Annotated in this window: 13 protein-coding genes; 7 read left to right on the top strand and 6 right to left on the bottom strand. The window is 72.6% G+C overall.

Annotated features, from left to right (window positions below; genetic code table 11):
- The first annotated feature begins 27 nt into the window (after window positions 1-27).
- Window positions 28-3,525, top strand: a complete 3,498-nt coding sequence (locus OG352_RS02920; protein ID WP_329213996.1) for an amino acid adenylation domain-containing protein — start codon at window positions 28-30, stop codon at window positions 3,523-3,525.
- Window positions 3,526-3,589: 64 nt separating this feature from the next.
- Here the strand turns inward: OG352_RS02920 and OG352_RS02915 are convergent, their stop codons facing one another.
- Both OG352_RS02915 and OG352_RS02910 read right to left on the bottom strand, forming a co-directional pair.
- Window positions 3,590-4,618 (bottom strand): iron-siderophore ABC transporter substrate-binding protein, encoded by a 1,029-nt coding sequence (locus OG352_RS02915; protein WP_329213994.1) that lies wholly within the window; start codon window positions 4,616-4,618, stop codon window positions 3,590-3,592.
- 61 nt (window positions 4,619-4,679) lie between these two features.
- Window positions 4,680-5,633, bottom strand: coding sequence for a methionyl-tRNA formyltransferase (locus OG352_RS02910; RefSeq protein ID WP_329213992.1), 954 nt, complete (start codon window positions 5,631-5,633; stop codon window positions 4,680-4,682).
- Between the two features lie 54 nt (window positions 5,634-5,687).
- Between OG352_RS02910 and OG352_RS02905 the strand changes: the two genes are divergently transcribed.
- Window positions 5,688-7,043: a lysine N(6)-hydroxylase/L-ornithine N(5)-oxygenase family protein gene (locus OG352_RS02905; protein WP_329213990.1), complete on the top strand. Its 1,356-nt coding sequence runs from the start codon at window positions 5,688-5,690 to the stop codon at window positions 7,041-7,043.
- A gap of 199 nt (window positions 7,044-7,242) precedes the next feature.
- On the opposite strand, the gene OG352_RS02900 is transcribed toward OG352_RS02905, so the two are convergent.
- A complete protein-coding gene (locus OG352_RS02900) occupies window positions 7,243-8,382 on the bottom strand; it encodes a methyltransferase (protein ID WP_329213988.1) in 1,140 nt (379 codons plus the stop codon).
- Window positions 8,383-8,460: 78 nt separating this feature from the next.
- Here OG352_RS02900 and OG352_RS02895 point away from each other — a divergent pair, with 78 nt between their 5' ends.
- The 4 genes from OG352_RS02895 (at window position 8,461) to OG352_RS02880 (ending at window position 11,877) form a co-directional block, all read left to right on the top strand.
- On the top strand, window positions 8,461-9,186 hold the full coding sequence (locus tag OG352_RS02895) for an alpha-ketoglutarate-dependent dioxygenase AlkB family protein (RefSeq protein WP_329213986.1): 726 nt from the start codon (window positions 8,461-8,463) through the stop codon (window positions 9,184-9,186).
- Between the two features lie 28 nt (window positions 9,187-9,214).
- Window positions 9,215-10,459, top strand: a complete 1,245-nt coding sequence (locus tag OG352_RS02890; protein WP_329213984.1) for an ROK family protein — start codon at window positions 9,215-9,217, stop codon at window positions 10,457-10,459.
- Window positions 10,460-10,527: 68 nt separating this feature from the next.
- Entirely contained in the window at window positions 10,528-11,412 is an 885-nt protein-coding gene (locus tag OG352_RS02885) for an NAD(P)-dependent oxidoreductase (RefSeq protein ID WP_329213982.1), read from the top strand.
- A 171-nt stretch (window positions 11,413-11,583) separates the two neighbouring features.
- On the top strand, window positions 11,584-11,877 hold the full coding sequence (locus OG352_RS02880) for an SHOCT domain-containing protein (RefSeq protein ID WP_329213980.1): 294 nt from the start codon (window positions 11,584-11,586) through the stop codon (window positions 11,875-11,877).
- Between the two features lie 110 nt (window positions 11,878-11,987).
- Here OG352_RS02880 and OG352_RS02875 read toward each other — a convergent pair whose 3' ends face one another.
- Together OG352_RS02875 and OG352_RS02870 are read right to left on the bottom strand one after the other, a co-directional pair.
- Entirely contained in the window at window positions 11,988-12,527 is a 540-nt protein-coding gene (locus OG352_RS02875) for an ATP-binding protein (protein ID WP_329213978.1), read from the bottom strand.
- Window positions 12,528-12,787: 260 nt separating this feature from the next.
- The gene (locus OG352_RS02870; RefSeq protein WP_327312809.1) at window positions 12,788-13,111 is read right to left on the bottom strand and encodes a hypothetical protein; all 324 of its coding nucleotides are present in this window, start codon (window positions 13,109-13,111) and stop codon (window positions 12,788-12,790) included.
- Window positions 13,112-13,522: 411 nt separating this feature from the next.
- Here OG352_RS02870 and OG352_RS02865 point away from each other — a divergent pair, with 411 nt between their 5' ends.
- Complete coding sequence (locus OG352_RS02865; protein WP_329223680.1) at window positions 13,523-14,647, top strand: PLP-dependent cysteine synthase family protein; 1,125 nt, start codon at window positions 13,523-13,525, stop codon at window positions 14,645-14,647.
- Window positions 14,648-14,679: 32 nt separating this feature from the next.
- Here the strand turns inward: OG352_RS02865 and OG352_RS02860 are convergent, their stop codons facing one another.
- The gene (locus OG352_RS02860) at window positions 14,680-15,150 is read right to left on the bottom strand and encodes an SRPBCC family protein (protein ID WP_329213972.1); all 471 of its coding nucleotides are present in this window, start codon (window positions 15,148-15,150) and stop codon (window positions 14,680-14,682) included.
- Between the last annotated feature and the right edge of the window lie 19 nt (window positions 15,151-15,169).

Genomic DNA, 15,169 nt, shown 5'->3' with positions numbered 1-15,169 from the left:
GAGTTGAGTTCTTGAGCGGAGGAACCGGTGACGCAACACCCCCCGACCGCAGACGAGTTGCTCCGTGCGGTCACCGACACGTTCGACCTCGCGCAGCCGCCGGGCGAGGACGACAGCCTCATCTCCTGGGGCCTGGACTCGATCACCCTGATGAAGATCGCCGGCGGCTGGCGGCGGCAGGGCGTCAGGATCGGTTTCGCCGAACTGGCCAATGAACCGACCCTGCGGGCCTGGCGCACCCTGCTGGCCACCCGCACGGCCGCCCCTGCCGAGCCCGCACCGGCGGTGCCGGTCACCGTGACCGCCGTCCCGGACGAGCCCTTCCCGCTCGCCGTGATGCAGCACGCCTACTGGATCGGCCGCGGCGAGGACACCACGCTCGGCTCCGTCGCCGCGCACCTCTACGTCGAGTTCGACGGCGCCGACGTCGACGCGGACCGGCTCGACACGGCCGTACGCGCCCTCGTGGCCCGCCACGGCATGCTCCGCGCCCGCTTCACCGACGACGGCCGCCAGGAGATCCTCCCCGCCCTCGGCCGCCCCGCCACGACCGTCCACGACCTGCGCGACCTGGACGAGAAGGCGGTGACCGCCAGGCTGGAGGAGCTGCGGCACGCCTGCTCGCACGCCCGGCTGGACGTCGCGCACGGCGAGGTGTTCTCCGTACGGCTGTCGCTCCTGCCCGCAGGACGGAGCAGGCTGCACGTCGACGTCGACATGCTCGCCGCCGACGCACTCAGCTACCGGGTCCTCCTCGCCGACCTCGCCACACTGTACGAGGACCCCGGGGCGGCCCTGCCGCCGATCCGCACCAGCTACCCGGAGTACCTCGCCGAACGCGCCGACGTACGACGGCTGAGCAGGGAGCAGGCGCGGGAATGGTGGGGCCGACGGGTGCCCGGACTGCCCAGCGCCCCGGACCTGCCGCTGGTGCCCGAGGCGGAACGCGCCGACCCGGCCCGGGTGACGCGCCGTCACCACTGGCTGCCACCACGGGAGAAGCACCGGCTGACGGCCCGCGCCCACCAGCACGGGCTGACGCCCGCCATGGCGGTGGCGACCGCGTTCGCGGAGGTGCTCGCCGCCTGGAGCGGACAGCCGCGCTTCCTGCTCAACGTGCCGATGTTCGACCGGCGCGGCTCGCACCCCGACGTCGACCTGCTCGTCGGCGACTTCACCAGCTCGGTCCTGCTCGACGTCGACCTGCACGGCCCGGCGCCCTTCGCCGAACACGCCCGGCGTCTCCAGGACCGGATGCACACCGACGCGGCCCACGCCGACCACTCCGGGGTCGAAGTCCTGCGCGACCTCTCCCGCGACCGGGGCGAACAGGTCCTGGCGCCCGTCGTGTTCACCAGCGCGCTCAACCTGGGCGAACTGTTCGACGCGGGGGTGCGCGGGGCGTTCGGGGAACCGGTGTGGATCATCTCGCAGGGGCCGCAGGTGCTCCTCGACGCCCAGGTCACCGAGATCGACGGGGGGATGCTGGTCAACTGGGACGTACGCGAGGACGCCTTCCCCGCCGGGCTGGTCGACGCGATGTTCGCCGCCTTCCACGGCCTCGTCACCCGCCTCGGCACCGAGGACACCGTATGGGAGCGGCCGGTACCCGCCCTGCTGCCCGCCGCCCAGACCCGGGTACGCGCAGCCGCCAACGCCACCGACGGCCCGCGCGCTCACCGTCTCCTGCACGAGGCCTTCTTCGCCCGCGCGGCCGAGCGGCCCGACGCCCCCGCACTGCTGTGGGGCAGCGAAGGCACCCTGTCCTACGGCGAGTTGGCGGACCGGGCGCTGCGATGCGCGGCGGCCCTGGTCGGGCACGGCACCCGCCCCGGGGACACCGTCGCCGTGAGCCTCCCCAAGGGGCCCGACCAGATCACCGCCGTCCTCGGCGTGCTGGCCGCGGGCGCCGCCTACGTCCCCGTCGGCGTCGACCAGCCGCCTGCCCGCCGCGCCCGCATCCAGGCCACGGCCGGATTCCGGACCGTCCTCACCGACGGCCGCCCGACCGAGGAACCGGACGGCCTGACCGCCCTGCCCGTCGCCGAGGCACTGCGCCGGGAGCCCCTGCCCGAACCCGTCCGGGGCGCGGGGGGCGTGGGGGAAGCGGAGGACGAGCAGGCCGCCTACGTGCTGTTCACCTCCGGGTCCACCGGAGAGCCCAAAGGCGTCGAGGTCCCGCACCGGGCCGCCGTGAACACCGTCGACGACCTCAACGACCGGTACGGCGTGGGAGGTTCGGACCGCTGCCTGGCCCTGTCCGCCCTGGAGTTCGACCTCTCCGTCTACGACGTCTTCGGGTTCCTCGGCGCCGGCGGCGCGGTCGTCCTGGTGGACGACGACGACCGTCGCGAGGCCCGGGAGTGGGTCGATCTGGTGCGCGCGCACGGCGTGACCCTGATCAACTGCGTGCCCCCGCTGCTCGACATGCTGCTGCTCGCCGCCGGCCCCGGTGAACTCGCCGGACTGCGGACGGTGTTGCTGGGCGGCGACCTGGTCGGCACCGACCTGCCCGGCCGCCTCGCCGAGCGCGCCCCCGGCTGCCGGTTCACCGGGCTCGGCGGCACCACGGAGACCGCCATCCACTCCACCGTCTGCGAGGTGACGGACGGTCAGGTACCCGCGCACTGGCGGTCGGTCCCCTACGGCACCCCGCTGCGCAACGTGCGCTGCCGGGTCGTCGACGCACAGGGGCGGGACTGCCCCGACTGGGTGCCGGGCGAACTGTGGATCGGCGGGGACGGGGTGGCGCTCGGCTACCGGGGCGATCCGGTGCGCACGGCCGAGAAGTTCAACGAGGCGGACGGCGTGCGCTGGTACCGCACCGGCGACCTCGCCCGCTACTGGCCGGACGGGGCCCTGGAGTTCCTCGGCCGGCGCGACCACCAGGTGAAGATACGGGGCTTCCGCATCGAGCTGGGCGAGGTGGAGGCGGCCCTCGCCGGACACCCCGCCGTACGGCGTGCCGTCGCCGGACTGAGCCGGGGGCAGGGCGTCCAACTGGCCGCCGCCGTGGCCGCCGTGGACGTCACCGAGGACGAACTGCGGGTGTGGGCACGGTCGGTGCTGCCGCCGCACATGGTCCCGGCGCGGATCGCGGTCGCCCAGGAGCTGCCGCTGACCTCCAACGGCAAGCTCGACCGGCGTGCCGTAGGGGAGTTGTGGGAGGCCGGGGGAGCTGTCGCGGGCGGGCACCGGGCGCCCGGCAGCGCGCTGGAGACGGTGGTGGCGCGGACCTGGGCGGACGTCCTCGGCGTCGAACGGCTCGGGCTCGACGACGGGTTCTTCGCGCTCGGCGGCGACTCGGTGCTCGCCACCGTGATCGTGGCCCGGCTGCGTGAGGTGCTGGACACCTCCGAGGTGTCCGTCCGCTCTCTGTTCGCCGGCCTCACGGCGGGCGGCATGGCCAAACGGCTGTCCGCCGAGGAGCACACGCCGGGCCGACTCGAACAGGTCGCCGCCCTGCACCTGGAGATAGAGGCCATGTCGGCGGAGGAGATCGACGCGGAGTTGGGAGAGGCGTAGGCGAAGGGGGCCGCAGGACGCGTCCCGCGGCCCCTTGCCCGCTCCCTGTCTGCCGAACGGTGGCCTACTTGCCGAACTTGGCGAACCCGGGCTCCAGGTTGTTCAGCGCCCAGGGGATGCCGACCGCGGAGGGGCTGCGGAGCTGGCTGATCGTCTCGACGTCGGTGACCACGTAATCGCCCTTCTTCACCGCGGACATGCTCTTGACCAGCGCGCTCGACTCGAACGCCTTCTGCAGGTCCTTCGTGGTGAACGCGATGATCACGAGGTCGGCGTCGAGCTTGTCGAGCTGCTCGTAGGACAGTTCGCCGGTGGGCGAGCCGTTGACCGTCTTGATATCGGTGATGGAGGGGGTCAGCTTCAGCCCCAGCTCGCCCATCAGCTTGGCCGCGAAGTCGTTCTCGGAGGCGATCGTGTAGATCTTGGCGGGGGTGTTGCCGATGGACAGGCTGTAGGTCCTGCCCGCCAGCGCCGGATGGCTCGCCTTGACCTTGTCGACGGCGGCCTCGGTGCCGGCGACGACCTTCGCGGCCTCGGCCGTCCTGCCGACGGCCTTGCCGACCACCTGCACGTGCTCCTGCCAGGACTGTGCGCCCCAGGCGGTCTCGTAGCCGATGGTCGGCGCCACCGCGGCGAGGTTCTTGTAGTCCTTGTCGAGCTGGAAGTCGGAGGTGGCGAGGATCAGGTCCGGCTGGAGCGCGGCGACCTTCTCGAAGTCGACGCCGTTCGTGGTGTCGAGGAGCGTCGTCTTCTTGGCGTCGATCCTGTCCTTGAGCCACGGGTAGACGCCGTCGGAGGCGAAGGCGTCCTTGGAGATGCCGACCGGTGTGATGCCCAGCGCGTAGAGCGCGTCGATGTCGTCGGTACCGCCGCCGCCGATCACCACGATGCGCTGCGGCGCCTTCGTGATCTTCGTATCGCCGAACTTGTGCTTGATGCTGACCGGGAACGCGGCGGCGGAGGAGGTGCCGGCCTTGTCCGCGGAGGCCTTGTCCGACGAGGCCTTCTCCTCGTCGTCCTTGACGGAGCCGCAGGCGGTCAGCCCGGCGGCCAGGGGGAGGGTGAGAAGGGCCGTGAGGAGTTTTCTCGACATGCGCGTCCTTTCCGTCAGCTCCCTTGTGGTGAAAGGGAGTTGTTCAAGGTGTTCTCAAGGCTCACGGCCGGTCGGTGAGGTAGCCGCCCATGGTGCGGAAGTAGTCGCCCGCCGCGTACTCGATGCCGTCGTCCGTGCGCAACCGCCGCACCAGGAGCCCCGGGTGGTGCCCGCTGTGGGCGTCGGGTCCGGCCACGATCACCACGCCGTCGCCCTCCCGGATGAAGATCCGCCCGGGCGTGCCGCCGTAGCGGCCCTCGGACACCGTCGCGGAGACGATCCGCAGCCGCTGTCCGCGGTGGTGGGTGAACGCGTTGGGGTACGGGTCCGACTGGGCGCGCACCAGCCGTGCCAGACGGTCCGCGGGCCAGCGCCAGTCGATGCGGCTGTCCTCGGCCGCCCGCTTGTGGAAGAAGCTCGCCCGGCTGCGGTCCTGGGACTGCCACCGGCCGGCGTCCCGGCCGGCGGCGATGAGGTCGAGGGACTCGCGCACGATCGGCGCGATCAGGTCGACCGTGCGGTGGAACAGGTCGGTCGCGGTGTCGGCGGGCCCGACCGGCACCGCGCGCTGGATCAGGATCTCCCCGGCGTCGAGCTCGGCGTTCATCCGGTGCGCGGTCACCCCGACCCGCTCCTCCCCGTTGATCAGCGCCCAGATGAGGGGGGAGAAGCCGGCGTACGCGGGCAGCAGCGAGTCATGGATGTTGAGGGTGCCGTGCGGGGGAAGGTCGAACAGCTCGGGCGGCAGCCAGGTGCGCCAGTTGTTCGCGACGATGATGTCCGGGCGGGCCCCGCGGACGGCCGTCAGGAGATCGGCGTCGCCGGGGCGGTTGCGCAGCAGGACGGGTATGTCGTTCTTCTCGGCGAGTTCGGCGACGTTGTCGTCCCAGATCTTCTCGTAGGCGTGGTCGCTCTTGGGGTGGGTGAGCACGAGGACGACCTCGTGGTCGGAGTCGATCAGGGCCTGGAGTGTGCGGTGACCCCAGGTCTGGTACCCGAGCATGACGACGCGCATGACGGTTCTCCCCTCCGGCGGCTCCATTGCAAGGTAAGGCTTACCTTATCTAACATGTGGCTGCCTGAGGGAGGCGATGTCACGGTGAAACCACCGCAGTTGGGATCGGACACCACTCACGACGTCCTCGGAATAGGCTTCGGCCCGTCAAATCTCGCCCTCGCCATAGCGATCGAAGAACGAAACGCCCAACTCCCGTGCGAACAACGGCTGGACGCCCTGTTCCTGGAACGCCAACCGCGGTTCGGCTGGCACCGGGGCATGCTCATCGACGACGCCACCATGCAGGTGTCGTTCCTCAAGGACCTGGTGACCCTACGGAATCCGGCCAGCGACTTCAGCTTCCTGTGCTTCCTGCGAGAACGCGGCCGACTCGTCGACTTCCTGAACCAGAAGACCCTCTTCCCGTTGCGCGTCGAGTTCCACGAGTACTTCGAGTGGGCCGCCGAGCGGGTGCGCCACCTCGTGTCCTACAGCCACCATGTCGTCGCCGTCGACCCCGTACGCGACGAGTCCGGCACCGTGACCTGCTTCGACGTCGTCTGCCGGGATCCGGCCCGCCCCGGCCGGACGCTCACCCGGCGCGCCCGCGACCTCAGCGTGGCGGTCGGCCTGGAACCCCACGTGCCGCCGGGCATCGAACTCTCCGAACGCGTCTGGCACAACAGCGAGTTACTGCCCCGCGTGGCCGAACTCGCCACCGAGGGGCGGCCGGTGCGCCGTGCCGTGGTCATCGGGGCCGGACAGAGCGCCGCCGAGACGGTCGACTACCTGCACCGCTCCTTCCCCGAGGCCGAGATCTGCGCGGTGTTCGCCAAGTACGGCTACACCCCAGCCGACGACAGCCCGTTCGCCAACCGCATCTTCGACCCGGAGGCGGTGGACGTGTACTTCGCGTCGCCCTCCGAGGTGAAACAGTCCCTCTTCGACTACCACCGCTCCACCAACTACTCCGTCGTCGACATGGAGCTGATCGAGTCCCTGTACGCCACCTCCTACCGCGAGAAGGTCGCCGGCCGGGAGCGGCTGCGCTTCCTGAACGTCTCCCGCGTGCGCGACGTACGGCAGAGGACCGACGGCTCGCTCGGCATCGCCGTGGAGTTCCTGCCCACCGGCGAGGAGCAGGTGCTCGACGCCGACCTCCTCGTCCACGCCACCGGATACCGCCCACGGGACCTCACCGCGCTGCTCGGCGAGGCCGCCAAGGTGTGCCTGCGCGACGACGGGGACGCGATCCGCGTGACCCGCGACCACCGGGTCGAGACCGCTCCCGACGTCGCCGCCGGCATCTACCTCCAGGGCGGCACCGAGCACACCCACGGACTCACCTCGACCCTGCTGTCCACCACCGCGGTCCGCGCCGCGGAAATCCACCGCTCCCTGCTGGACCGTCGCGGCGCGTCCCTCTGAAACGGCTTCACGCGAGAACGGATCCACGTGAGAACGGGCGCACGTGAAAGCCGGATCGCGTGAGACCGGACGTACGCGACGACGGCTTCGGCTCGGTCATGTACGACGCCTCCCGACGCGGTCGACGCGCGCACCTACCTCGACGCGGGACGGGAGGCCATGGCACGGACCGTCGAACGGATCATCGCCGGCGTGGGGCTCACGCCTGCCTGACCGCCCGCAGCACCACGAACTTCCGGTCACCGGCGACCAGTTCACTGTTGCCGAACAGCCGCTTCAGCTTCACGTGGTAGCCCAGGTGCCGGTTGCCCACCACCCACAGCTCGCCGCCCGGCCGCAGCGCGCGCCGGGCCCCGGTGAACATCCGCCACGCCGTCGCGTCCGTCGTGGCCTGGTGGGAGTGGAACGGCGGGTTGTTGAGCACGACGTCCACACTGTCGTCCGCCACCCCCGCCAGTCCGTCCCCGACCCGGAACTCGGCGTGCCCCGGCACCCCGTTCGCCTTGTACGTGGCCTCCGCCGACGCCACCGCCTGGAACGACTCGTCCGTGAACAGCACCTCGGCCGCCGGATTGGCCAGCGCCACCGCCGTACCCACGATCCCGTTGCCGCAGCCCAGGTCGACGACCCGGCGGGCGCCGCTCGTCGCCGGCAGGTGCTGGAGGAAGAACCGGGTGCCGACGTCCAGCCGGTCGGCGCAGAACACGCCCGCGTGGTTGACGACCGGACGGCCCGCGAGAGCGCCGCCGATGTCGTCGGGGAGGTCGTAGCCGTGCGGCCACGGGTTGGCGGGGCGCTTCAGCGACGGGTCCGGGGTGCAGAGGATCAGCCGGGCCTTCTGCTCGGCCAGGGAGGTCCGGGTCGGCCCGAGGATCCGCTCGAACAGCCTCAGCGTCGAGGTGTGGATCTCCTTCACCATGCCGGCGGCGATGACGACCGTGTCCGTGTGCACGGCGGGCGCCAGCCGCAGCAACTGGTCCTCCAGGAGCGCGAGGCTCTTCGGCACCCTGATCAGGAGCACGTCGATCCGCTCCGGCACCGGGTCCTGGGTGGTCAGCAGCCGGACGGCGCCGGTCTCCACGCCGGCCCGCGCGAGGTTCTCCCGGGTCGCCTCCTGCCCCAGCCAGGAGTCGGTGATCTGCGTCGGACGGCGCCCCGCGAGCGCCGTGACCAGCGCGCCCCAGCGGTCGCCGAGCACCACCACGGCGCCGGTCAGGGGGACGTCCCGCTCCACGAGGTGTCTGAGCAGGTACGCGTCGGAAGCGTCCCAGGCGCGCAGCGTCTCGCGTGGATCCTCGGGGTGGCGGGCCAGCGAGACCTCGCCCCACGGCGTCGTCATACGGTTGTCCATCGTGGGTCAAGGCTAACCGAGCAGCAGCTCAGGCCCGGTGTCGGACCCATGGCGGAGGATGGGTCCATGGACAGCGAGCTGTTTCCCCGGGAGCGCGCGCAGGTCGCACCGGGCGCGGTGCACGTGCCCGACTGGCTGGACGAGACGCAGCAGCGCGAGCTGCTGGCGGCCTGTCGCGACTGGGCGCGCCCACCGGCCGGCCTGCGCACGGTCCGCACCCCCGGCGGCGGCACGATGACCGCCCGCCAGGTCTGCCTGGGCCGGCACTGGTACCCGTACGCCTACGCCCGCACGGTCGCCGACGGGGACGGCGCGCCCGTCAAACCCTTCCCCGCCTGGCTGGGCGAGCTGGGCCGACGCGCGGTCGCCGACGCGCTCGGACCACGGGAAACCGGGCGGCGGGAGGCCGGGAAGCGGGCGGGCGGAGATGAGGAGGCCGGGGAACAGGAAGGCGCGGGGTCGACGGCGTACGACGTCGCGCTGATCAACTTCTACGACGGTGACGCCCGGATGGGCATGCACCGGGACGCCGACGAGCGGTCCGACGCGCCCGTCGTGTCCCTCAGCCTCGGCGACACCTGCGTCTTCCGCTTCGGCAACACCGAGAACCGGACCCGCCCCTACACCGACGTCGAGCTGCGCAGCGGCGACCTGTTCGTGTTCGGGGGGCCGTCCCGGCTCGCCTACCACGGGGTTCCGCGCGTCCTGCCGGGCACGGCGCCGGCCGGGCTGGGGCTGACCGGGCGGCTGAACGTCACCCTGCGGGTCAGTGGCTTCCCGGACGGCACCTGACGAAGCGGATCATGGGAGACTCGCCCTCATGAGCGGCAAGGCGGACCCCCGGCCTGCGGGGGAAGGGACCACGTCGAGGGCGCGGTTGGACCGGGGGCGCGGCGCGCTCGGCCCCGCGCTGGAGCTCGTGCACACGGGACGGGCGCCCACCCGCGCGGTGCTCACCGCCGAACTCGGCGTCACCCGCGCGACGGCCGGCGCGGTGGCCGCCGAGCTTGCGGCGCTGGGCCTGATCCGGGTGGACGCGCGGCCCGGCGCCGCCGCCGGTTCGCAGGGCCGCCCCTCGCACCGGCTCGCCCTCGCCGAGGAGGGCCCGGTCGCCCTCGCGGCCCAGGTCCACGCCGACGGGTTCCGGGCCGCGCTGGTCGGCCTCGGCGGGCGGATCGTCGCCACCACGCCCAGTCGCGAGACCGTCGACGCCGACCCCGCCAAGGTGCTCGGCGCCGCCGTCGACGCCGGCGCGGAACTGCTGCGGCAGACGGGCCGGCGCTGCGTCGGCGCCGGGCTCGCCGTACCCTCCGCGGTCACCGAACCCGAGGGACTCGCGCTGAACCCCCTGCACCTGGCGTGGCCGGCGGGGGCGCCCGTGCGGGAGATCTTCGCCGAGCGGATCCGCGCCGCCGGCCTCACCGGCCCCGCGTTCGCGGCCAACGACGTCAACCTCGCCGCCCTCGCCGAACACCGGCACGGCGCCGGACGCGGCGCCCGCGACCTGCTGTGCGTGGCCACCGGACACCGGGGCGTCGGCGGCGCGCTGGTGCTGGACGGCCGTCTGCACACGGGCAGTTCGGGCCTTGCCCTCGAGGTCGGGCACGTCACCGTCAACCCCGAGGGCGGCCCCTGCCACTGCGGCAGCCGTGGCTGCCTCGACGTCGAGGCCGACCCGCTCGCCCTGCTCACCACGGCCGGCCGGGAGCCGGGCCCCGAGGGCTCCCTGCTCCAGCAGGCCAACGAGCTGATCCGCGAGGAGTACGGCGACCCGGTCGTCCGCAGCGCCGCCGAAACCCTGATCGACCGGCTCGGCCTGGGCCTGGCCGGCCTGGTGAACATCCTCAACCCCGACCGCATCATCCTCGGCGGCCTGCACCGCACCCTCCTCGACGCCGACCCCGACCGCCTCCGCGCCGTCGTCGCCGACCGCAGCCTCTGGGGCCGCAGCGGCGGCGTCCCCATCCTCGCCTGCTCCCTCGACCACAACAGCCTGGTCGGCGCAGCCGAGTTGGCCTGGCAGCCGGTCCTCGACGACCCGCTGGCCGCATTGAGTCCCGGGTAAGGAAGGAACAAGGCCTGCGGGCCAGTTGCCACCAGCCCCCGCGAGCTGCTTCGACGTAGGTTGACGGCATGACAGAGCAACTGACCGTGAGCGTCCTGGGAACCGGCATCATGGGCGCCGCGATGGCCCGCAACCTCGCCCGTGCCGGACACACCGTGCGCGCCTGGAACCGCACCCGCACCAAGGCCGAGCCGCTCACCGCGGACGGGGTGCGCGTCGTCGACACCCCCGCCGAGGCGGTCGACGGCGCGGACGTCGTCCTGACCATGCTCTACGACGGTCCGGCCACCCTGGAGGTCATGCGCGAGGCCGCTCCCGCGCTGCGCGCCGGCGTGGCCTGGGTGCAGTCGACGACCGCCGGGATCGACGCCATCGGCGACCTGGCCGCCTTCGCCCGAGCCCACGACCTGGTCTTCTTCGACGCGCCGGTGCTGGGCACCCGGCAGCCCGCCGAGGCCGGTCAGCTCACCGTGCTGGCGGCCGGCCCGCAGGCGAGCAGGGACGCGGTGGCGCCCGTCCTGGACGCAGTGGGCGCGCGGACGGTGTGGACCGGCGAGGACGGCGGCGCGGGCAGCGCCACCCGACTGAAACTGGTGGCCAACAGCTGGGTCATCGCGGCCACCGCCGCGGCCGGCGAGGTCCTCGCCCTGTCGCAGTCCCTGGACGTCGACCCGAACGCGTTCTTCGAACTGATCGCGGGCGGCCCCCTCGACATGGCGTACCTGAAGGCGAAGACGGGCCTGATCCTCGACGACCGGCTGTCGCCCGCCCAGTTCGCGGTGACGACGGCCGCGAAGGACGCGCGTCTGATCATCGAGGCGGGCCGCGCGAACGGCGTCCGCCTGGACGTGGCCGCCGCGAGCGCCGAACGTCTCGAACGGGCCGCCGCGCAGGGCCACGGCGACGAGGACATGGCCGCCGCCTACTTCGCCAGCTTCGACAAGAACGCCTGAGCCCGCCCAGCGCCACCCGACGCCGAAGGCCCGCCAGGGAGCAGCCGATCAACGCGCGCGTACTCCCCGCGGGGTACACGCACTGCCGCTGGCCGTACGACGACCCGGACCCCCTCCCGGCGGGACTCTCGAGACATCGAACGAGAACCCCACCGAGGGAGATGACCCGAGATGAACACCCTGGCGAACTGGGACGGCGGACCCGGCCCGTGGATCCTGTTCTTCCCGCTGATCTGGGCGGCCGTGGTGATCGGCGTCGTCACGCTCCTGCGCCGCACCGTGTGGCGCGGGCGCCGTGGCCCCTGGAACGCGGCCGGCGACCCCCGCCCCACCGGCGACTCGCCCCTCGCGGTCCTCGGCCGCCGCTTCGCCTCCGGCGAGATCGACGAGGACGAGTACTGGCGCCGGCTGTCCGTCCTGGACGAGCAGTTCGGCCGCATGGGCAAGGGCGGCGGTGCGGCATGAGCACCACGACCCCCGCGACCCCCGACACCATGACCTGAGTGACGTGTGCCCGAGGCGCACCTCACCGTCGCGCCGGGCGACGGACGCCCGGAGGTGAGGTCACCGCCCGGTCAGCCGACGACGGCCGACCGGGCGGGAGCATGTGCGGGCCGCAGATCGTCGACGCAGACGACCTCCGTGAACCGGGGCGCGACCTGCTCGCGGGGCGTGCGGCGCGGTGGACGGGCCGACAGCTCGCGCGCGGCGACGGGCGCCGGCAGCGTGAACCAGACGACCTTGCCGGACTCGCCGTCCGGCCGCGCGCCCCAGCTCTCGCTGACCGCGGCCACCATGGCGAGCCCGCGCCCACACGTGGCGAGGGCCGCGGCGTCCTTCATCTCGCCCACGACCGGCAGCCGCGGGTCGTGGTCGCGCACGGAGACGGTGAGCCGGTCGAGCAGCAGCTCCATCTCCACGACGCACACCTTGTCGGGCTGGGCGTGCAGGTGGACGTTGGTCAACAGCTCCGTCACGCCGAGCGCGGCCCGGTCTATGAGCGGATCCATGTGCCAGTAGCGCAACTGCGCCGATACGATTCTGCGGACCTGGCCGATCCGCGACGGCAGGGCTTGGAGCTCCACCGCGCAGTGCCTGTTTGGGTTGGTGATCACGGCTGCGACTCCCCGACTGAGGTCCGGAAGAACACGGAGTTCGGATCGAGCAGAGCGTCTGCGCAAGGCGGCCGCCTGCTGTCGTGGCCGGCGGGGCTGGTTCGCAGCGTTATCGCCGGTAAACCCAGAGTGACGTGAGACCAGAGTGACCCAGTGGCCGCGGTGCCGCAACTCGCGGCGTTCCGGCCGCGGAGTCGGGCCGTCCCCGGGCCGTCCCGGTGCCCCCTCTGTGTCGCCCCTCTGCCGCACTCGGCGCAGGCTCAGCCGCCGCGCCCCGCCGCCCTGCGCACGGCCTCGATGAAGCGGCGCGCGGCGGGCGGCCCCGGCTCGCCCGGCGCCGGATCGTGGTCACCCAGCGTCAGCAGGTACCGTGTGCCGTTGACGTCGGCCAGTGCCCGGTCCTCCGGGGCGAACCAGGGTTTCGAGGCGCGGACCGCCTGCACGGGCGCGCTGTCGATCTCGCTGCCGTAGCTGGTCAGCAACTCCAGCCTGCCGTCGCTGATCCGGACCTGACCGGCCCGGGTGAGCGAGCGCAGCCGCTTCCCGATGCGCACGCCCGTAGCCGTGAACTCCGGCTCCGCCATGCCTCCCGCCCCCTTGTGCGCCTGGGCGAGCCGGACCGCGCACCCGCGTGGGGCGTGATCTTGCCCGCGTCCGATCGAACTCGTCCTTGTGCTCGTCCTCGTAACCAGTGTGCGCCCCCGTCCGGGCCCAGCCGCCGGACCGGGGCGTTCACCCCGTCCGGGACCCCGCGCCCGACCCGGTGCAGTCTGCCCGCGCCCGGCGGCGAGCACCAGTGCGGGGAACACCCCGTCCGCACCCGCCCGGAGCACTCGCGCGAATGCGCCCCCACCTGCCCGCACCCGCTCCCCAGGGCCGGCTTTGAGGGCCTCAAAGGTGTGTTTATGCAGGTGAGAAGCGTGCGGAAGGTGCTTATGATCGAGGTGTCGGCCGCGCGGACCACCGTCGGCGCGAAGCCTGAAGGAGCCCCCGCCGTGACCACCTCCCAGCACCCCAGGACCGGCGCCACCCTCGACGTCGACCACAGCGACCCCGCCTACCGCGACTGGCTGAAAGAAGCCGTCCGCAAGGTCCAGGCGGACGCCAACCGCTCCGCCGACACGCACCTGCTGCGCTTCCCGCTGCCCGAGAAGTGGGGCATCGACCTGTACCTCAAGGACGAGTCGACCCACCCCACCGGCAGCCTCAAGCACCGCCTCGCCCGCTCCCTCTTCCTCTACGGCCTGTGCAACGGCTGGATCCGGCCGGGCCGCCCGGTGATCGAGGCGTCCAGCGGTTCGACGGCCGTGTCGGAGGCGTACTTCGCCAAGCTGATCGGCGTGCCCTTCATCGCGGTGATGCCCCGTACGACGAGCCCCGAGAAGATCCGCCTGATCGAGTTCCACGGCGGCCAGTGCCACTTCGTCGACGACTCGCGCACGCTGTACGAGGAGTCGGCCCGCCTCGCGGCGGACAGCGGGGGCCACTACATGGACCAGTTCACCTACGCGGAACGCGCCACGGACTGGCGCGGGAACAACAACATCGCCGAATCCATCTTCCGCCAGCTGGAGTCGGAGCGGTTCCCGGAGCCCGCCTGGATCGTGGCCACGGCCGGCACCGGCGGCACCTCCGCGACCCTCGCCCGCTACGTCCACTACACCCAGCGCAACACCCGCGTCTGTGTCGCCGACCCCGAGAACTCCTGTTTCTTCGAGGGCTGGACCACCGGCGATCCGGACGTCACCTGCGACTGCGGCTCGCGCATCGAGGGCATCGGCCGGCCGCGCATGGAACCGAGCTTCGTGCCCGGCGCCGTCGACCGGATGATGAAGGTCCCCGACGCGGCCAGCGTCGCCGCCGTGCGCGCCCTGGAACAGGCCATCGGCCGCAAGGCGGGCGGCTCGACGGGCACCGGACTGTGGAGCGCGCTCAAGATCGTCGCCGAGATGGTGGCCGACGGACGCCAGGGCAGCGTGGTCACCCTGCTGTGCGACCCGGGCGACCGCTACCTCGACAAGTACTACTCCGACGCCTGGCTCGCCGAACAGGGCCTGGACATCGCCCCCTACACCGCCGCGATCGAGTCACTGCTGGCCACGGGCGTGTGGCCCGCCTGACGACCCACCGATCCCTGCCGACCCACCGATCCCTAGGGAGCGAGCCGGCGGTCCAGTCGCGTCACCGCGTCCCGGAAGGACCGCCCCAGACCCGCCCGGGCCAGCCGCAGGACCGCCCGCAGCGCTCCGTTGCCGTCGGCGGCGAACGTCCACCGCACCCGCGTCCCCGCCCCGGCCGGCGTCAGCCGCCACTCCTCGACCAGCGCCCGCAGGCCCGGCGCGTTGGCGACGTCCACCCGGTAGGCGTACACCTCCGGCGCCTTCGCCACGAGGACCGTCTCGCGAAGACGTCCACCGCCTTTGAGGCGTACGTCGCGCCCCGCGCCGTCGTCGAGAGGCTGGATGGAGGTCACGGCGGGAAACCACTCGGACCAGTCGGACACGTCCTCGGCGAGGGCGCGGAAGACCTGCTCGGGGGAGGCGGCGACCTCCCGCGCGAAGACCAGCCGTACCGGGGCGGTCCCGACGAAGTCCAGCCCTTCGGGCCGCAGTCGGTGAGCCATGCGCGCTACCTCCTCAGGA

This window comes from Streptomyces sp. NBC_01485 (assembly GCF_036227125.1).
Taxonomy (GTDB): Bacteria; Actinomycetota; Actinomycetes; order Streptomycetales; family Streptomycetaceae; genus Streptomyces.
This window is presented reverse-complemented; position numbering and strand designations above follow the sequence as displayed.